This is a genomic window from Vagococcus lutrae, assembly GCF_023299185.1.
Taxonomy (GTDB): domain Bacteria; phylum Bacillota; class Bacilli; order Lactobacillales; family Vagococcaceae; genus Vagococcus_A; species Vagococcus_A lutrae.
In genome coordinates this window covers 1,294,395-1,313,257 of record NZ_CP097017.1, presented here as the reverse complement: position 1 = coordinate 1,313,257, position 18,863 = coordinate 1,294,395, and the positions used below count along the sequence as shown (strand labels likewise).

Here is an 18,863-nt window from a genome sequence, read left to right as displayed (position 1 = left end):
GGAAAAATGAAACAAACACGTATTACGTATTCCGTCCCGTATGTCTTATGGCTCGTCTTTTTTGTATTAGCACCTGTATTGTTGATTGTTTATCAATCATTTACTAATGGTAGCGGGCAGTTTACCCTTGAAAATTATCAAGCGTATTTTTCTTCCTCGACGTATTTAAAAATGACATTTAATTCCGTTTTTTATGCGTTTATTATTACAATGGCTGTTTTATTGATTAGCTATCCAACTGCTTATTTACTAAGTAAAACAAAACATAAACAACTATGGTTGATGCTCATTATTTTACCGACGTGGATTAATTTGTTATTAAAAGCGTATGCCTTTATTGGAATCTTTAGTCAAAATGGAAGTATTAACCATTTCTTATCGTTTATTGGTATTGGCAAGCAACAAATTTTGTTTACTGATTTTAGTTTTATTTTTGTGGCAGCTTATATTGAAATACCTTTCATGGTCATGCCGATTTTTAACGCTTTGGAAGAAATTAATCCGTCATTAATCAGTGCCAGTCATGACTTAGGAGCAAATCGTTGGCAGACGTTTCAACGTGTTATTTTCCCCTTATCGCTTAACGGTGTGCGAAGTGGCGTGCAAGCAGTCTTTATTCCGTCACTGAGCTTATTCATGTTGACTCGCTTGATTGGTGGTAACCGTGTCATAACCTTAGGAACCGCGATTGAACAGCATTTCTTAGTGACACAAAACTGGGGAATGGGCTCGACAATTGGTGTCGTACTGATTGTGGCGATGGTGATTATCATGATTCTAACGGGAGAAAAACGTAAGAAGGGAGGACGTCGCCATGAAAAAGCAACGCATAAAGTGGTCTAACTTGTATTTGGTCTTTGTCTTTATCTTATTGTATTTACCGATTTTCTATTTGATTTTTTACTCCTTTAATGCTGGCGGCAATATGAATGGCTTTACTGGTTTTACGTGGGAGCATTATCAAGCGGTTTTTGAAGATAAACGCTTATTGGTCATTGTATTACAGACGTTCCTCTTAGCGTTCTTATCCGCTTTAATTGCAACTGTGATTGGGACGTTTGGCGCGATGATGATTCATAGTACGCGTACACGTCAGCGTCGTAATGTCTTGTTAAGTGCGAACAATATTTTAATGGTGTCACCCGATGTTATTATTGGAGCGAGTTTTTTAATCTTCTTTACGATGTTAGGAGTCAGTCTTAACTTTGTGTCAGTAATGTTATCTCACGTGGCGTTTAGTATTCCTATTGTTGTGTTAATGGTGCTACCTAAACTTAAAGAGATGAACCCGTCACTAATTGACGCCGGTCGAGATTTAGGTGCAACGAATTGGCAAATCATTCGAAAAGTGATTATCCCTTATATTACACCGGGAATTATTGCAGGTTATTTTATGGCTTTTACGTATTCATTAGATGATTTTGCGGTGACCTTTTTTGTAACGGGTAATGGTTTTTCTACCTTATCAGTAGAAATTTACTCCCGTGCACGTCAAGGAATTAGTTTAGAAATCAATGCGCTGAGTACCTTGTTATTCTTATTCTCGATGGTCTTAGTGACAGGTTACTATTTTATTACGCAAGATAAATCACGTAAGAAAGAAAAACAAGCACGTCAGAAACAAGAGGTGGCGGCACTATGAAAAATTTAAAAGTGTTAGTTATTGGCATAGTGGGAATTATCGGATTGTTATTTTTCTCGAGCCAACAAATGCAACGCTCTCAAGGTTACGCCAGTGGTAATACGGTGACCATTTATAACTGGGGAGATTATATCGACCCGAAATTAATTAAAAAGTTTGAAAAAGAAACCTCTTATAAAGTGAGTTACGAAACATTTGACTCAAACGAAGCCATGTTTACCAAAATTCAACAAGGTGGCACGGCGTATGATTTAACAATCCCTAGTGAGTATATGATTCAAAAGATGATGAAAGAAAAAATGTTAATCCCAATTGATTACAGTAAGATAAAAGGCATTGAACAGATTGATGAGCGGTTTATGGATTTAGACTTCGATCCCAAAAATGTCTACTCGATTCCTTATTTTTGGGGAACACTAGGAATCGTTTATAACGACAAGGTTATTAAAGCCGATGAAATGCAACATTGGGATGACTTATGGCAAGAAAAATTAGCGAACAATGTTATGCTATTTGACGGTGCACGTGAAGTGATAGGACTCGCTTTAAATAGTGACGGGCACTCGTTAAATAGTAAAGATAATCAGTTGTTAGAAAAAGCTGCGCATAAACTGGACTCTTTACCGAATAATGTCAAAGCTATTGTCGCAGATGAAATTAAAATGTATATGATTAATGAAGAAGCAGCGGCTGCGGTAACTTTCTCAGGTGAAGCTTCAGAAATGCTCGATAATAATGAACATCTACATTACGTTATCCCATCTGAAGGGTCTAACTTATGGTTTGATAACATCGTGATTCCTAAAACAGCTAAAAATATTGAAGGAGCTTACGCGTTTATCAATTTCTTATTGGAACCTGAAAATGCAGCACAAAATGCTGAATATATCGGATACTCCACTCCAAATAAAGGAGCATTAAAGTTATTGCCAAAAGAAATCACTGAAGATGAACAGTTTTATCCTAAAGATGAGGTGATTGCTAACTTAGAAGTCTATGAGGATTTAGGGCCAGAATATATTGGGATTTACAATGATTTGTTTTTAGAATTTAAAATGCATCGAAAATAAAACAGACAGGTAAGAGTGATGTGACTCTTACCTGTTATTTTTTACTGTAGGTATTTTTGGTTATTCTTTGTCTGATTTATGGTATGATATTTTAAAGAGATCATCCGATCAACAAAGGAGGAGAACGATGGAAATTATTGAGAAAGCACCTGCCAAAATCAATCTCGGTTTGGACGTTCTCCGAAAACGAGAAGATGACGGGTATCATGACTTAGAAATGATTATGGCGAGTGTTGATTTAGCCGATAAGTTGTTTATTCAAGAATTAGAAACAGACGATATTGTAGTGAAGACCAGTGCGAGCTTTTTACCAGTAGATGCAAAAAATAATGTCTATCAAGCTGTCGCATTATTAAAAGAAGCGTGTGGGATTTCTAAAGGCGTTTTTGTCGATATCAAAAAGAATATCCCAGTTGCTGCTGGACTGGGAGGAGGTAGTAGTGACGCTGCAGCTGCGTTACGTGGCTTAAATCAGTTATGGGGACTTGGTCTTAAAACGAATGAGTTGAGCCAGATTGGTTTTCAAGTCGGTACAGATGTCCCGTATTGTATGTACGGCTCTACAGCGTTTGTTAGTGGACGTGGGGAAAAAGTCGAACGTTTACCTGCGATGCCACAGTGTTGGGTTGTGCTAGTCAAACCCCCATTTAGTGTGTCTACGCGTAAAATATTTGCTGAGTTGGATATGGAAACAATCAGTCATCCTAATATCGCAGCGTTGAAAGAAGCGATATTGAATGAAAGTTATGAAGACATGATTCAATACATGGGCAATGCAATGGAAGCGACGACAATCGAACGTCGTCCGGTTGTGCAAGAAATTAAAGACCGCATGATGCGTTATGGAGCAGACGTTGCGATTATGAGTGGCAGTGGGCCGACCGTTTTTGGTTTGTGTCAAAATTATTCGCGTGCAAAACGTGTCTATAATGGCTTAAAAGGATTTTGCCAAGAAGTTCATATTGTTCGGACGTTGAATTGTTAAACGAAAAAAGTTTGAACAGTCGCTAACATATAGCGTATAATAAAAGGCGTATAAGATGAGAGTGTGGAGGGAATAGAATGTTTAAACGATTTAAAAAAAATAAACAAGCAACATGTCATGCTGTAGCGAAAGGTCAGTTAATAGACTTACCAACTGTTGGGGATGGTGTTTTTTCAAGTAAGATGTTAGGAGATGGCTTTGCTATTCGTCCAGAAAACTCAGCGGTGTTTTCACCAGTTACAGGAAAAGTACTGAGCGTCTTTCCGACAAAGCATGCGATTACGATTGCTAGTGACGACGGTTTAGAAATATTAGTTCATATGGGGATTGATACGGTCGAATTAAAAGGAGTACCTTTTACCATTCACGTCAAAGAAGGCGATAAAGTATCCCCTACAACTCAACTAGCAGATATGGATTTATCTGAACTAGCTAAAACAGAAACAGACTCTACAGTTGTCGTTGTTGTCACAAACATGGACGCTGTTAAAGAAATGCCAGCTGTGACGGAACGCACAGTGGAAGCTTCTGAAGAAGTATTAACCTTAACCTTAAGTTAACCAAAAAACATCGGACTGCTTGTAAAGCAGACCGATGTTTTTTTTATAAAAATTAATTATTCTTGTGTTAAACCGTCATGAATAGTGTCAATATTCCACTTCATCATGTCGTAATAAGTATCTCCTGTTTCGCCTTCTTTTGCTAACGAGTCAGTAAATACAGTGTCGTAGATATCGACTTTTGTTTGAGCAGCGACAGCTTTCATTGTTTTAGGAGAAACACTTGTTTCCACAAATAAGGCTTTAACGTTTCCGCTATTGACGATGTCAGTAATACGAGTCATTTGTTCTGGCGTACCTTGGTTATCAGTATTGATTTCCCAAATGTATTCAGCACGTAGGTCGTAGGCTTTAGAGAAATACTTAAATGCGCCTTCACTTGTTACTAAAATACGTTGTTCTTCAGGAATCGCCGCCATTTTTTCTTTGGCTTCTTCATGTAATGCCGCTAGTTTTTCTTGGTAACGATCATGATTTTTTTCATAATAGTCTTTATTATCAGGGTCGATTTCGATAAGACGTTTGGTGATATTATCAACGTAAATCATACCGTTGGCTAGAGATAACCATGCATGCGGATCTTCTTCATTTTCTTTGCCTTCTTCTGTTAAATGCTCAGGTTCAATTCCCTCAGTGACTAAAAAGGCAACGTCCTCTTTACGAGCATTTTCTAATAACTTCTTAAACCAACCTTTTCCTGTTTCTAAGTTCATGCCGTTATAAAACAAAATGTCTGCTTTTTCTACGTTTAAGGTATCTTCAGGTGTGGGTTCATACATATGAGGGTCTGTCCCGCGTGTAACGATACTTGTCACATTCACTTTATCACCGCCGACATTTTCAACCATATCAGCGATAATGGAATAACTTGCGACAACCTCTAATTTATCTCCTTCTTTTTTTGTTGATGCTTTATCTGATGTGTCAGTCGCGCTACATGCTACTAACGTTGTAGCAGCCACAACACTGACTAATCCAAGTAACCACTTTTTCATTCTGTAACTTCCTTTCCTTTGGCTTTAAAGAAGCCGTTTTTTGGTGAAAAAATAAATGAAACAATAAAGAAACTAGCACTGACTAATACAATAGCTGCACTTGTCGGTAAGTTGTACTCAAAACTTAATATTACGCCAATAATTCCGCTAATCACGCCCAAACATGATGAGCCAATAATCATATGGGATAACTTGTTTGACCATAAATAGGCTGTCCCAGCTGGTGTAACTAAAAGCGCAATAACCATGACAATCCCAACTTGGGAAAGAGCAGAAACGGTAAAGATAGTTAATAAAAACATCAATAAGTAATGATAGAAGGCAGTGTTCATTCCATAAGTTTGTGAAACAACAGGGTCAAACGACGTAATTAGAAATTCTTTGTATAAAAGACTAATAATGCCTAAAACAATGACCATAATGATAAAAGATTGTAAAATTTCGCCAGGTGTAACGGCTAGCACATTCCCGAATAAAATATGGTTTAAGTCGGCACCACTTTCTGCTTTGGTAATTAAGATAATCCCTAAAGCGAAAAAGGAGCTTAAGATTATGCCAATAGAAGTATCGGTTTTAATTTTACTTTTCTTAATAATAAACTCGATTAACACTGCGGCAAGCAAACCAAAAGCGGTTGCGCCAATCATCATATTAATGCCTAGCATATAGGAAACTGCGACACCGGGTAAAACGGCATGGGATAAGGCATCTCCCATTAAAGAAAGGCGTCTTAAAACAATAAAGCTACCTAAGACCCCGGATGTGATACCGAGTATGACGGATGCAAGTAAAGCATTAAACATACTTACCGGCATATTCAGTGCGTCTGCGATATTAAAGAGTATTTCCATGAATAGGTTCCTCCTCTCTAAAGAGCAAGTTACCAAGTGTTTGGCCGTAAGCAGATTGGATATTTTCTTGATTGAAGACATCTTCTGTTTCACCAGCACCGATAATGGTGTGATCAAGTAAAATAAGATGATCAAAATAATCTTGCACTTTATTTAAATCATGGTGGACGGTAATAATTGTTTTGCCGTCAGCGACTAGTTCATTGAGAATATCAATGATGATTTTTTCACTCGCCATATCAATACCGACAAACGGCTCGTCTAAAAAGAAAAAATCAGCTTGTTGAGCTAAAGCACGTGCAATAAAAACACGTTGTAGCTGTCCGCCTGATAAGTTACCTATTTGACGGTGAGCAAGGTCGGCTAAGCCGACTTTTTCCAAAGCTTCTTTAGCAATGGCTTTTTCTTTTTTTCCAGGATGTTTAAAAAGAGGTAAACGTGGATAGGTACCTGTTATGACAGTATCCATGACGTTAATTGGAAAAGTTAAATCAATTTCACTGCGTTGGGCGACATAGGCAATTTGTTGGCGATAACTGTCTATTTTTTGACCATTAATTGTGACTTGTCCAGAATCTTTTTTTATAATTCCCAGGATGGCTTTTAATAATGTGGATTTACCAGCTCCGTTTGGTCCGATAATACCGATAGAGTGTTCTAAAGGTAAATCGAGTGACACATTATTTAATGCTTTCGTTCCATAATAGGAAACATTCAAATTTTTTACTGAAAGCATATGAGTTCCTCCTTCTATTTTCTTGTAATTACAGTGTAAACCAAAAAAGATTTTTAGGCAAGCCTAAAACGCTATTAAATTTTTATTGTTGCATCTCGATTGACGATTTTCTCGTAACGTGTTATTATTGTAAAGTTAATCAAAACGTAACTGTTACGTTTTGTCGAAAGGAAGGGGAGATGACATGGTTTACTATATAGAAGTAAACGATATTACCTTTTATTACGAAGATGAACCCGTTTTAGAAAATATCTCTTATACCGTTAGTCCGGGAGAGTTTGTGATTTTAACAGGAGAAAATGGCGCTGCGAAATCGACATTACTGCGAAATACGCTCGGTTTATTGCATCCTTCTAGTGGGTCGATTAGGATTGCGGATAAAAATATTAAAGGCGAATCTTTAAGTATCGGCTATATACCACAGCAGATTGCCTCTTTTAATGCAGGATTTCCAAGTACTGTATTAGAGTTAGTTGAATCAGGTCGGTATCAACATGGCAAATGGTTTAAGCGTCTCAACGCACGCGACCATGAGCATGTAGAGAAAGCATTAAAGTCAGTCAACATGTGGGAGATGCGTCATAAGCGGATTGGGGAATTGTCAGGCGGGCAAAAGCAACGGATTGCTTTAGCACGTGTTTTTGCGACCGACCCAGATTTATTTGTTTTGGATGAACCAACTACTGGAATGGATGAGGGGTCACGTGGGGACTTATATCGTCTATTGCAACATAATGCACATGAACATCAAAAAGGGATTTTAATGATTACCCATGATCATGAAGATGTAGAAAAATATGCAGATCGACATATCCGATTAGTTAGAAAGGAGAATTCTCCATGGCGATGTTTTCATATGAATTCATGATTCGAGCCTTGATTGCTGCGAGTATGATGGCTGTTATTGCCCCGTTATTAGGTGTCTTTCTAGTCATTCGTCGACAATCATTACTGGCCGATACGCTTTCACATGTCTCACTAGCAGGGATTGCACTCGGCTTTTTTGTAAATTGGAACCCAACGATTACGACGTTGTTAGTCGTGATTGTTGCCGCTTTTATTTTAGAAGCGTTAAGACAAGTTTATCGCTCCTATGCCGAGATTGGGACAGCTATTTTAATGTCGGGTGGTATGGCGACCGCCTTAGTTTTAATGAGTTTAAACAAAGGCAATAACGCCATGCGTATTCAAGAATATTTATTCGGTTCGATAGTGACGATTAGTTGGGACCAGATTAAAATTTTAGGCTTTTTATTCGTTTTATTAATTATCGGCTTCTTTTTATTCAAGCGTCCTATGTATGTTTTAACTTTTGATGAAGCAACGGCTCATGTCGATGGTCTGCCTGTTAAAACGATGTCGATTGTTTTCAACGTTTTGACGGGGGTCGCCATAACAGTCCTCATTCCTATTGCCGGAGCCTTATTAATTTCTGCGGTAATGGTTCTACCAGCAGCTATTGGAATGCGTATTGGTAAAAGTTTTAATCACGTTATTCTCGCAAGTATTTTTGTCGGCTTGATAGGTATGCTAGGTGGACTGGTGGGCTCATATCAATGGGATACGCCTGCTGGGGCAACGATTACGTTAATTTTTATTTTTATCTTTTTACTGTTAACCCTTTATAAAAAGCTGCGTGTAGCTTTTAAAAAGAAACAAACTTCATAATGAAAAGACATAGAATGTGGTGATTCTATGTCTTTTTTTAGTTGCTTCTCATGAAAAGCTGTTTTTCTGTTATAATAGGAAGTGAATCGCTGAAAAAACTATGAAAAGTATGTGTTTCATCATATAATAATATGAAACAGAAGAAAGAACGAGGGATGGCAATGAAAGTGAGACGAAGTGAGCGACTCATTGATATGACGCAGCATTTATTAACACATCCACGAACATTGATTTCACTAACCTACTTTGTTGAAAAATATCATTCAGCAAAATCGTCGATTAGTGAAGATTTGGGGATTATTAAGCGGACATTTCAAGAGCGCGGCTATGGCCTATTGGAAACATACCCAGGAGCAGCTGGGGGAGTGGTGTATACACCTAAGATGACCATGACAGAAGCAGAAGAAGTAGCGAAAGAATTGAGTGCTCGCTTATCTGAAAGTGACCGTTTACTACCAGGTGGTTACGTGTATTTATCAGATTTACTAGGCGAACCGGAATTGCTACGTAAAGTAGGACATATGATTGCTTCTAAATATGTGGAGCAACCGATTGATGCGGTCATGACTGTGGCAACAAAAGGAGTACCAATCGCGCAAGCTGTTTCATACTATTTGAACGTTCCATTCGTGATTGTACGCCGTGACTCTAAGATTACAGAAGGGTCGACAGTAAGTGTCAACTATGTTTCAGGCTCATCTGAGCGTATAGAAAAGATGGAGTTATCAAAACGCAGCTTGAAACCAGGCTCTAAAGTGCTAATTGTGGACGACTTTATGAAAGGCGGCGGCACAATTAACGGTATGAAGAGTTTGATTGAAGAGTTTGGTGCGGAGCTTGTCGGTACGACTGTTTTTGCAGAGTCAAATTTTAGTGGACGCAAACAAGTAGATGATTATTACTCGTTACTGTGCGTAGAAAGTGTTGACACTCAGACGAAAACGATTCAAGTCGTTCCGGGAACGTATTTTCAAGAAGAATCAGATTAAAGGGGGATTTTTTTGATGGGAAATCGTTATGCCATCATTTTAGCTGCGGGGCAAGGATCTCGTATGAAGTCAAAAAAATATAAAGTATTACATGAGTTAGCAGGAAAAAGCATGGTCGATCATGTTTTAACACAGGTAGAAACATTAGCGCCGACCCAAGTGGTAACCATTGTAGGATATGGTGCGGAAAGCGTGAAGGAAGCGTTAGGCGACCGTACGGCTTACGCTTTACAAGCGGAACAATTAGGAACGGGGCATGCTGTGTTACAAGCAGATGCTTTATTAGCTGATAAAGACGGGACAACACTTGTGATTTGTGGGGATACGCCTCTATTACAAGCGTCGACTTTAGCTGCACTTTTTGAAACACATGAGTCAACAGGAGCGAAGGCGACCGTATTGACTGCAGAAGCACCTAATCCTTTTTCTTATGGACGGATTATTCGTGATGAATCGGGTAATGTAAAGAAAATTGTAGAAGAACGTGATGCCACAGATGAAGAGCGTCAAGTCACAGAGATTAATACGGGGACGTTTTGTTTTGACAATCAAGCTCTTTTTGACACGTTGAAAAAAGTAGGAAATGATAATGATCAAGGTGAGTATTACTTACCTGATGTTATTGGATTGTTACAACAACAAGGTGAGAAAGTTGCGGCGTATCAAATGGCTGACTTTGCTGAATCAATTGGTGTTAATGACCGCGTAGCGTTAGCGAAAGCAACGGAAACAATGCGTCAACGCATTAATCATCAACATATGGTTAATGGTGTTACCTTTGTTAATCCTGCAGCAACGTATATTGATGCGGAAGTTGAAATTGGTAATGATACATTGATTGAAGCAGGCGTTACTTTGCGTGGACGCACTAAAATTGGTTCTAATTGTGTTATTGGAGCAAATAGCGAGATTGTTGAGAGTGTGATAGCTGATAATGTTGTCGTCACCTCTTCGATGATTGAACATGCGACCATTGCTGCGGGTGTAGATGTCGGCCCTTATGCACATATTCGTCCAAACAGTGATTTAAAAGAAAACGTTCATATTGGAAACTTCGTAGAAATTAAAAACACTACGATTGGGGCAAATACCAAAGTCGGTCATCTAACGTACGTAGGAGATGCGGACTTAGGCGAGCATATTAATGTCGGTTGTGGCACAGTTTTTGTGAACTATGACGGAAAAAATAAACACCGTGCGACAGTAGGGGACCATGTGTTTATTGGATGTAATGCTAACTTAGTTGCGCCGGTAACGATTGGGGACCGGGCATTTATTGCAGCAGGTTCGACGATTACTAAAGATATTCCGAACGATGCATTAGGTATCGCGCGCAGCCGTCAAGAAAATAAGGATGGTTATGCGAAGAAACTACCACATAATGAATAAATAATATAAAATCTCTTGATTTTATATGGAAAAATGACTACTATTTATAAGGAAGTAATATTAATTAGATAGCAAAAAGAAAGCGGAGGTTCTCATGACAAATCATTACTTTGATCCAAGGTTAAAAATATTTGCCCTGAATTCAAACAGACCGTTGGCTCAAAAAATCGCAAAAGCAGTAGGGGTCGAATTAGGAAAATCATCAGTGAAGCAATTTAGTGATGGCGAGATTCAGATTAATATTGAAGAAAGTATTCGTGGTGACCATGTTTATTTAATTCAATCAACAAGTTTCCCAGTCAATGATAATTTGATGGAGTTACTAATTATGATTGATGCCTTGAAACGTGCGAGTGCGAAAACCATTAACGTGGTGATTCCTTATTACGGTTACGCCCGTCAAGACCGTAAAGCACGCTCTCGTGAACCTATTACAGCGAAGCTAGTAGCAGATATGTTAACAGCAGCTGGCACGACACGTGTGTTGACACTTGATTTACACGCGGCACAAATCCAAGGATTCTTTAATATCCCTGTTGACCACTTGATGGCAGCACCTTTATTAGCTGACCACTTGACACACCAAGGATATGTGGGAGACGATGTGGTTGTCGTATCACCCGACCATGGTGGTGTGACACGTGCGCGTAAATTAGCCGAGTTTTTAAAAGCACCAATTGCGATTATTGATAAACGTCGTCCAAAAGCAAATGTGGCGGAAGTGATGAATATTATCGGTCAAGTCAATGGGAAAAAATGTATCTTAATTGATGATATGATTGATACAGCTGGCACGATTACATTAGCCGCACAAGCGTTGAAAGATGAAGGTGCGACAGAAGTGTTGGCATGTTGTACGCACCCTGTTTTATCAGGACCGGCTTTTGAACGTCTTGAAGCTTCTCCGATTGAAAAAGTCATTATTACGGACTCTATCTATTTACCAGAAGAAAACCGTATTGAAAAATTAGAAGAAGTAAGTGTGGGTTCATTGATTGGGGATGCGATTAAACGTATCCATGAGAATAAACCTGTTAGTCCGCTTTTTGAACAAAAGAAACTATAAAAAAACGAGCCAATTACGGCTCGTTTTTTTTATAGACAATATTAAGGTTGGTTATCTTGTTTGATTTTGTTTATAGCTTCTGGATCGTTTGCTAATAAATCTCTAATTTCGCGTAAGTAGACTTCAGCAGCAGCTAATTCTTCTGCTACTTCTTCCTCTTCTTCTTGTTTTTTGCCAAATGAACGAGCTTTGTTCATAGCTTTAACAATTAAGAATACGACAAACATAGTAATAAAGAATGTAATAATAGCTGAAACAATCATGTTAAAGTCGAGGACAATACCTTTTCTTAATGTAACGCTAAGACCAGAGATTTCGCCTGTTTTACTTCCAGTAATTAAAGCAATGGCAAATTCAACAAGTGGTGTGATAAACCCTTCTACAAGTGCTGAAACGATAGAACTAAACGCTCCCCCAATAACAACCCCAATAGCTAAGTCTAACGCATTTCCTTGAACAATAAATTCTTTAAATTCTTTAATCATTTACTTCCTCCTTGATTTGATACTTATATTATAACGAAAAAGGATAAAAAAGTAGAATTATTCGCTTTTAAATGTTATTTTTTAATGTAATTTTTATTTGAAAGTCGAGTGTTATTCAAAATTATGCTATGATAGTAAAGATTAAAGACCGTAATGTGAGAAACATTGGACACATTACACAGTGGAGAAAGGACGGTTGGGAACATGACGATTTCATTAGCAGAAAATGTCACTTTACACGTTATTCCAACAAAGAAATATAAAACGACACGTGTGCTGATTCGTTTTGCCACAGATGTGACAAAAGAAAATGCGAGTTATCGCACATTATTGAGTAGTTTATTGGAGACAAGTAGTGCAAACTATCCCACGAATAAACAAATGAATGAACATCTTTCTGAGCTTTATGGTGCTAGTTTTGGTTCGGGGACGGGAAAAAAAGGAAATCAACACTTTTTAGAGGTTTCTTTATCAGTTGTCAATGAAAAATTTTTACCGCGTAAAGAAGCAGTATTAGCGGCAGGGATTGATTTCTTGGAACAAGTGTTATTTTATCCGAATGTTCAAGATGGTCAGTTTGATAAAGCACAATTTGAGCGAGAAAAGCGTAATTTAATGGCGTATATTCAATCCATTTATGATGATAAACAGAGTCGAGCGGGTCTTAGTTTACAAGCGTTATATTTTGAAGACTATCCAGAACAGGCGATTCCAAGTTTTGGAGACTATCACATTATTAAAAATATTGAAAATGAAGCACTTGTATCCTACTATCACCAGATGTTACGTGAAGACCAAATTGATATTATGGTGTTAGGGGATGTAGAAGAGGAATCAGTTCGACCATTATTTGAAAGTTTACCCTTCCAGGGACGCTCGATTTCGGCTCCTTCTTTTTTTGTGGACACAGTTGCGACTTCGCTTAAAGAACAAACGGAGTGTTTAGAAGTGAAGCAAGGAAAGCTAAACATGGGGTATCAAACGGGTGTTTACTATTATGATGAGGATTATTTTGCTGCGCAAGTTTTTAATGGTTTGTTTGGTGGTTTCCCTCATTCTAAACTTTTTATGAATGTGCGTGAAAAAGAAAGTATGGCGTATTATGCGTCTAGTCATTTAGATACATTTCGAGGTATGTTGACGGTGCAAACAGGAATTGACGACCGTTTGAAAGACAAAGTGATGACATTAATTGATGCACAATTAGCGTCACTTCAATTAGGAGAAATCAGTCAAGAAGACTTGTATCAGACGAAAGAGATGCTAAAGAATCAGTATCGTCTGTCGCAAGATAATCCAAGCGTTATGATGGAAGTTTCTTACTTGAGCCACTATATCCCTAACATGGTGATGAGTGATGATGACTGGTTTAACAAGATTGACGCAGTAGAAGTGGCGGATGTTCAAAGAGTCGCCCAACGTGTCAAAAAACAAGCGATTTACTTTATGAAAGGAGTGGGCGAACGTGTTTCATAAAAAGGAATATCCATTATTAGAAGAAACCCTTTATTCAGCCACCTTACCGAATGGTTTGACCGTTCATCTGTTACCTAAAACAGGTTTTCATAAAACTTACGGCATTATGACGACGGAATATGGGTCGATTGATAACGAATTTATACCGTTAGGGGAAACAGAGTTTCGTCATGTTCCAGACGGTATCGCTCATTTCTTGGAACATAAATTGTTTGAAAAAGAAGATGGCGATGTTTTCCAAACATTTGGTAAACAGGGTGCTTCCGCGAACGCTTTTACTAGTTTTACTCGTACGAGTTATTTATTCTCTACCACAAGCCGAGCGATTGAGAATGTGGAGACCTTATTGGATTTTGTACAGGAGCCTTATTTTACCGAGCAGTCGGTCAATAAAGAAAAAGGTATTATTGCCCAAGAGATTCAAATGTACGAAGACGATCCGAATTGGCGTTTGTTTTTTGGCGCTTTGAATAATATGTATCCTAAACATCCTTTACACATTGATATTGCAGGGACGGTTGAAAGTATCCAAGATATTACGGCAGAAGATTTATATCAATGTCATGAGACGTTCTACCATCCTAGTAATATGAACTTATTTGTGGTAGGAAATTTTGATTTAGAACAGATGCAGGAAGTGATTACAAGCAATCAATCCAGTAAAAGTTTTGCCCCTTCAACTGTAATAGAGCGTCGTTTCCCTAGTGAAACGTTGGCGGATATTGTACGAGAGAGTGCCATTGAATTGGATGTTCAACGACCTAAAGTTGCTTTGGGAATTAAAGGTATTGAAGATTTACCTGAAACAGGTTATGAAAAAGTACGTTATCGTACGGCTGCTAGTCTTTTATTACAGCTACTTTTTGGCAGTACCTCACAAAACTATGCTGATTTATACGATGAAGGGCTACTTGACGACACCTTTAGCTATGAATTTGAAATGAATCGTGGTTTTTATTTTGCTTTATTAAGTGGGGAGGCCGAACAGCCTGAGGAGTTAGCCGAACGTTTGACAGACATTTTGTTGACAGCAGAAGTGTCAACGGAAATTACAGAAGAGAATTTAGAGTTGCTTAAAAAGCGAATGATGGGGAAATATTTACAATCATTAAACTCGTTAGAATACATTGCCAATCAATTTGGTCAAAATCATTTCGGAGATGTGTCATTATTTGATATGATACATGTTATAGAAAGTATTCAATTAGAAGATATTCACACAGTGAGAAAACAATTGCTCCATCCACAAGCAATGACACGTTTCTATATCTATCCTAAAGGAGCGATGTAAGCGTGAAGTATGCGTTGATATTGGGAGCAAGTGGGGATATTGGAATGGCGACGGCTCGCGAACTAGCCTCAGCTGGTTGGTCGCTTTATTGTCATTATCATCGACATGAAGAAGTAGTTAAGACACTAGTACAGGAATTGTCCGAAAATTATCCTGAGCAGTTGTTTTCTGCGGTTTCATTAGATATGACACAGTCAACCGTTCCACTTGCTTTTTATGAAGAGATTGGGCCTGTCGATGCGCTCATCTTTGCAAATGGTAAAACCGTCTACAAGCTGTTAACCGAGATGGAAGCGGAAGAAATGGATGAGTTGTGGCGCTTATTCGTTAAAACACCGGCATTAATTTGCCAGCATTTACAAGAGAAATTAGCCAAACGCAAGCAAGGGCGTATCGTCTTTATTAGCTCGGTTTATGGTTTTTCTGGTAGTGCGATGGAAGTGATGTATAGTACCTTAAAAGGGGCGCAACACGCGTTTGTTAAAGCGTACGCTCAAGAAGTCGCTTCTTTAGGGATGACGGTTAATGCTGTGGCACCAGGCGCAGTGGACACACATATGAATACGGATTGGACGGCGGAAGAGCAGGCTCAGTTACTGTCTGATATTCCATTGCAACGAATGGCTTCGCCTTATGAAGTCGCAACATTAGTGACATTTTTATTAGGGGAATCTGCTAGTTATATTACGGGAGCGAGTATTCCGATAACTGGAGGTTGGAAGTATTAGTACGAAAAAGAAAAAGGTGAGAATGTGGAAACAATCGGTGAACGACTAAAAAAAGCCCGTTTAGAAAAAGGCTATACCATGGATGAATTGCAACAATTAACTAAAATTCAACGACAATATTTAGAAGCCTTAGAAGAAAATGAATTTGAAAAATTACCAGGAAGTTACTATGCTCGTAACTTTATCAGACAGTATGCTAAAACGGTCGATCTAAATCCAGATGAAATGGTCACCATTTATGACGGGAAGACCCCTAAAGCGCCAGTGCTCGTGGATGAAGTCAATCATTCGCGAAAAGCATTGCATCAAAAAAAAGCGACGAAACAAACATGGTTTTCTCGCGAGCGCTTACCGATGATAATTTTAATAGCCGTTGCCACACTAATTGTGGGCAGTATTCTTTGGCTGTCGTTAAAAGATGATGGAAAACGTCCTGTGATTGAACGTCCCGAGGAAGTTGTGATTGAAGGGGAAACGAGCTCGGTAGAATCAGAAACGACACAAGCAGAAACGGAAGAATCAGTGTCTGAAACTGTGGAAGAAAAACAAATGGCTGTGAAATTTGAGCGTGAAAGTGGCAGTAACAGTTACTTTACGATTAAGGGTGTAGCGGAACCCCGTACATTAAGTTTTACTTCGCAAAATGGCCGTTGTTGGATTGGCGTAATGGTGGATGGGAACTATATTTTTGATCAAACATTAGAAGTAGGAGACCAGACAGAAACGACGCTTCCTAAAGGTGCCAACAATGTGACGATTGTACTAGGGGCATCTGATTATGTTTCGATTGCTATTAACGATGAGGACTTCCAGTTTGACCCTAATCACACGGGTAATATTAAACGAGATATCCATGTGACTTTTAAAAAGTAGTGGAAAGAAAGTGAGCGAAAAAAATGAATTTACCGAATAAATTAACTGTTATTAGAATTTGTATGATTCCTTTTTTTATCATCATGTTAACTGTTCCTTTAAATTGGGGAGTCGTCAATTTAGCCGGGACGAGCGTGGCGTGGACGCAAGTCATTGCCATGGTAATATTTGCCGTAGCGAGCATAACAGACTGGTTGGATGGTAAAATTGCGCGCGACCGAGGTCTAGTTACAAACTTTGGTAAGTTTGCAGACCCTTTAGCCGATAAGATGTTAGTGATGACTGCGTTTATTATGCTAGTGGAACAAGGAAAAGCACCGGGGTGGATTGTAGCTATTATCGTGTGTCGCGAGTTAGCTGTTACTGGTTTACGCTTATTATTAGTAGAAGATGGCGAAGTGATGGCGGCAGCATGGCCGGGTAAAGTTAAAACGATGACACAAATGTTGGCGATTATCTTTTTATTAATTGATAACGCACCGTTCAATGCGCTTCATTTACCAGTGGCGACGATATTATTATATGTCTGTTTATTCTTTACCGTTTATTCAGGTGCCGACTACTTTATAAAAAATAGTCATGTTTTTAAAGGATCTATGTAAGTTAAAATTAATGAGACTCGTATCAAATTCGATACAGAGTCTCTTTTTTTGTAGTAGAATAGTAAAAAAGAGAGAAGATAATAAAAATAAGAAATAAAGTCTTTTTTTTACGTATATTATCTTTGAAAGGAGAAAAAGGATGCGAGCAGAAATTATCGCAGTGGGTACGGAGCTATTAATTGGCCAAGTGGTTAATACCAATGCGACTTTTTTATCAGAAGAATTAGTGGGGATTGGTTACGATATTTATTATCACAGTGTGGTAGGAGATAACCCAGAGCGTTTAAAAGAGTTAATTGGACAAGCCTCTCAGAGAAGTGAATTGATTGTGTTGTGTGGGGGATTAGGACCAACAGAAGATGATTTAACGCGAGATGTGTTAGCTGATTATTTAAAAGAGCCGATGGTGTTAGATCCAGAGGGTTACGATAAAATTGCTACCTATATGACACGCTCTGGTCGCGAGATGACGGGAAATAATCGTAGGCAAGCGTTAACGATTCAAGGAGGTCAAGCGATACCGAATGATACAGGCTTGGCAGTCGGGACTTTTTATCAAGCTGAGACGACGAGTTATTTAGTCTTACCAGGACCTCCACGTGAGTTAAAACCAATGTTTTATCATCATGTTATCCCATTGTTAAAGCAGCAGTTACCTCAAACAGACCAACTGTATTCTCGTGTATTACGCTTTTTTGGTATCGGGGAGTCACAGTTAGTTTTAGAATTAGAAACATTAATTCACGAGCAAACCAATCCGACCATTGCGCCATATGCAGGAGATACAGAAGTTCGTTTACGACTGACAGTCAAAGCAACAGATGAGACAACAGCAAATGAGATGCTAGATGAGATGGAAGAAAAAATTATGTCTCAAGTAGGGGATTATTTCTATGGTTATGGGGAAGAAAATAGTTTGATTAAAGAAACCGTCAAGGCGTTAAAAGCCGCGAAGCAAACGGTCGCTTCGGCCGAAAGTTTGACTGCCGGGATGTTTATGAGTGCATTGGGAGACGTTCCCGGTGTTTCTAGTGTCTTTAATGGTGGCTTTGTCACATATACGAATGAGATGAAAAGTTGCTTATTAAAGATTGATTCAGCTTTGCTTGCTCAACACGGGGCTGTTAGTGAGGCGTGTGCGTGTGCGATGGCAGAACAGGCTCGTGTGTTAACAAAGAGTGATTATGGCGTAGCATTAACAGGCGTAGCAGGTCCAGATAAAAGTGAGGGTGAGCCTGTAGGAAGTGTGTGGATTGGCCTTTCTTCTGCGATAAGTGGGACACAGGCTTATCATTTTCAACTTCAGCGAGACCGTCAATATATTCGGCAAAGTGCCATGATGCGCGCAATGGACTTATTACGTCGTCAAGTGATAGCAGAAAATCACGACTAAATCGAATGTTTGTTCGCTTTTTTCTTGCTTTTTACAGATGAAAACATTATGATGAAGAAGTAAA

At 38.7% G+C, this 18,863-nt stretch carries 20 protein-coding genes; 16 read left to right on the top strand and 4 right to left on the bottom strand.

Annotated features, from left to right (window positions below; genetic code table 11):
* Positions 1 to 6 precede the first annotated feature (6 nt).
* The 5 genes from M2919_RS06260 to M2919_RS06240 all read left to right on the top strand — a co-directional run bounded on the left by M2919_RS06260 (position 7) and on the right by M2919_RS06240 (position 4,257).
* On the top strand, positions 7 to 843 hold the full coding sequence (locus tag M2919_RS06260) for an ABC transporter permease (RefSeq protein WP_023605842.1): 837 nt from the start codon (positions 7 to 9) through the stop codon (positions 841 to 843).
* Positions 815 to 1,642, top strand: coding sequence for an ABC transporter permease (locus tag M2919_RS06255; RefSeq protein WP_248848417.1), 828 nt, complete (start codon positions 815 to 817; stop codon positions 1,640 to 1,642). The genes M2919_RS06260 and M2919_RS06255 overlap by 29 nt, the downstream gene beginning before the upstream one ends.
* A complete protein-coding gene (locus M2919_RS06250) occupies positions 1,639 to 2,712 on the top strand; it encodes an ABC transporter substrate-binding protein (protein WP_023605844.1) in 1,074 nt (357 codons plus the stop codon). The genes M2919_RS06255 and M2919_RS06250 overlap by 4 nt, the downstream gene beginning before the upstream one ends.
* Before the next feature lie 127 nt (positions 2,713 to 2,839).
* A complete protein-coding gene (ispE, locus tag M2919_RS06245; RefSeq protein ID WP_248848416.1) occupies positions 2,840 to 3,697 on the top strand; it encodes a 4-(cytidine 5'-diphospho)-2-C-methyl-D-erythritol kinase in 858 nt (285 codons plus the stop codon).
* A gap of 77 nt (positions 3,698 to 3,774) precedes the next feature.
* Positions 3,775 to 4,257: a PTS sugar transporter subunit IIA gene (locus tag M2919_RS06240; protein WP_222317002.1), complete on the top strand. Its 483-nt coding sequence runs from the start codon at positions 3,775 to 3,777 to the stop codon at positions 4,255 to 4,257.
* A gap of 56 nt (positions 4,258 to 4,313) precedes the next feature.
* Here M2919_RS06240 and M2919_RS06235 read toward each other — a convergent pair whose 3' ends face one another.
* From M2919_RS06235 to M2919_RS06225, 3 genes are read right to left on the bottom strand one after another with little or no spacing between them, the layout of a single operon-like run.
* A complete protein-coding gene (locus tag M2919_RS06235; RefSeq protein ID WP_202585338.1) occupies positions 4,314 to 5,252 on the bottom strand; it encodes a metal ABC transporter substrate-binding protein in 939 nt (312 codons plus the stop codon).
* Positions 5,249 to 6,103 (bottom strand): metal ABC transporter permease, encoded by an 855-nt coding sequence (locus tag M2919_RS06230; protein WP_023605848.1) that lies wholly within the window; start codon positions 6,101 to 6,103, stop codon positions 5,249 to 5,251. Before M2919_RS06230 ends, M2919_RS06235 begins: the two co-directional genes overlap by 4 nt.
* Positions 6,087 to 6,839: a metal ABC transporter ATP-binding protein gene (locus M2919_RS06225; RefSeq protein ID WP_023605849.1), complete on the bottom strand. Its 753-nt coding sequence runs from the start codon at positions 6,837 to 6,839 to the stop codon at positions 6,087 to 6,089. Before M2919_RS06225 ends, M2919_RS06230 begins: the two co-directional genes overlap by 17 nt.
* A gap of 184 nt (positions 6,840 to 7,023) precedes the next feature.
* Between M2919_RS06225 and M2919_RS06220 the strand changes: the two genes are divergently transcribed.
* The 5 genes from M2919_RS06220 to M2919_RS06200 all read left to right on the top strand — a co-directional run bounded on the left by M2919_RS06220 (position 7,024) and on the right by M2919_RS06200 (position 11,951).
* Positions 7,024 to 7,707 carry a metal ABC transporter ATP-binding protein gene (locus tag M2919_RS06220; RefSeq protein WP_248848415.1) on the top strand — a complete coding sequence of 228 codons (684 nt, stop codon included), beginning with the start codon at positions 7,024 to 7,026 and terminating at the stop codon, positions 7,705 to 7,707.
* A complete protein-coding gene (locus tag M2919_RS06215; protein WP_023605851.1) occupies positions 7,680 to 8,507 on the top strand; it encodes a metal ABC transporter permease in 828 nt (275 codons plus the stop codon). Before M2919_RS06220 ends, M2919_RS06215 begins: the two co-directional genes overlap by 28 nt.
* 161 nt (positions 8,508 to 8,668) lie before the next feature.
* Positions 8,669 to 9,496 carry a pur operon repressor gene (gene purR, locus M2919_RS06210; protein ID WP_222317005.1) on the top strand — a complete coding sequence of 276 codons (828 nt, stop codon included), beginning with the start codon at positions 8,669 to 8,671 and terminating at the stop codon, positions 9,494 to 9,496.
* 15 nt (positions 9,497 to 9,511) lie between these two features.
* Entirely contained in the window at positions 9,512 to 10,885 is a 1,374-nt protein-coding gene (glmU, locus tag M2919_RS06205; protein ID WP_023605853.1) for a bifunctional UDP-N-acetylglucosamine diphosphorylase/glucosamine-1-phosphate N-acetyltransferase GlmU, read from the top strand.
* A 94-nt stretch (positions 10,886 to 10,979) separates the two neighbouring features.
* The gene (locus M2919_RS06200; RefSeq protein ID WP_023605854.1) at positions 10,980 to 11,951 is read left to right on the top strand and encodes a ribose-phosphate diphosphokinase; all 972 of its coding nucleotides are present in this window, start codon (positions 10,980 to 10,982) and stop codon (positions 11,949 to 11,951) included.
* Between the two features lie 41 nt (positions 11,952 to 11,992).
* Here M2919_RS06200 and mscL read toward each other — a convergent pair whose 3' ends face one another.
* Positions 11,993 to 12,436 (bottom strand): large conductance mechanosensitive channel protein MscL, encoded by a 444-nt coding sequence (gene mscL, locus M2919_RS06195; protein ID WP_168413396.1) that lies wholly within the window; start codon positions 12,434 to 12,436, stop codon positions 11,993 to 11,995.
* A gap of 204 nt (positions 12,437 to 12,640) precedes the next feature.
* On the opposite strand from mscL, the gene yfmF reads away from it, so the two are divergent.
* The 6 genes from yfmF (at position 12,641) to M2919_RS06165 (ending at position 18,799) form a co-directional block, all read left to right on the top strand.
* Positions 12,641 to 13,912: an EF-P 5-aminopentanol modification-associated protein YfmF gene (gene yfmF, locus M2919_RS06190; RefSeq protein ID WP_248848414.1), complete on the top strand. Its 1,272-nt coding sequence runs from the start codon at positions 12,641 to 12,643 to the stop codon at positions 13,910 to 13,912.
* Positions 13,902 to 15,203: an EF-P 5-aminopentanol modification-associated protein YfmH gene (yfmH, locus tag M2919_RS06185; protein ID WP_248848413.1), complete on the top strand. Its 1,302-nt coding sequence runs from the start codon at positions 13,902 to 13,904 to the stop codon at positions 15,201 to 15,203. The genes yfmF and yfmH overlap by 11 nt, the downstream gene beginning before the upstream one ends.
* Positions 15,204 to 15,205: 2 nt before the next feature.
* On the top strand, positions 15,206 to 15,931 hold the full coding sequence (ymfI, locus tag M2919_RS06180) for an elongation factor P 5-aminopentanone reductase (protein ID WP_248848412.1): 726 nt from the start codon (positions 15,206 to 15,208) through the stop codon (positions 15,929 to 15,931).
* Positions 15,932 to 15,955: 24 nt separating this feature from the next.
* Entirely contained in the window at positions 15,956 to 16,804 is an 849-nt protein-coding gene (locus tag M2919_RS06175; RefSeq protein ID WP_248848411.1) for a helix-turn-helix domain-containing protein, read from the top strand.
* Positions 16,805 to 16,827: 23 nt separating this feature from the next.
* Complete coding sequence (gene pgsA / locus M2919_RS06170; protein ID WP_248848410.1) at positions 16,828 to 17,406, top strand: CDP-diacylglycerol--glycerol-3-phosphate 3-phosphatidyltransferase; 579 nt, start codon at positions 16,828 to 16,830, stop codon at positions 17,404 to 17,406.
* 139 nt (positions 17,407 to 17,545) lie between these two features.
* A complete protein-coding gene (locus M2919_RS06165) occupies positions 17,546 to 18,799 on the top strand; it encodes a competence/damage-inducible protein A (protein ID WP_248848409.1) in 1,254 nt (417 codons plus the stop codon).
* Positions 18,800 to 18,863 lie beyond the last annotated feature (64 nt).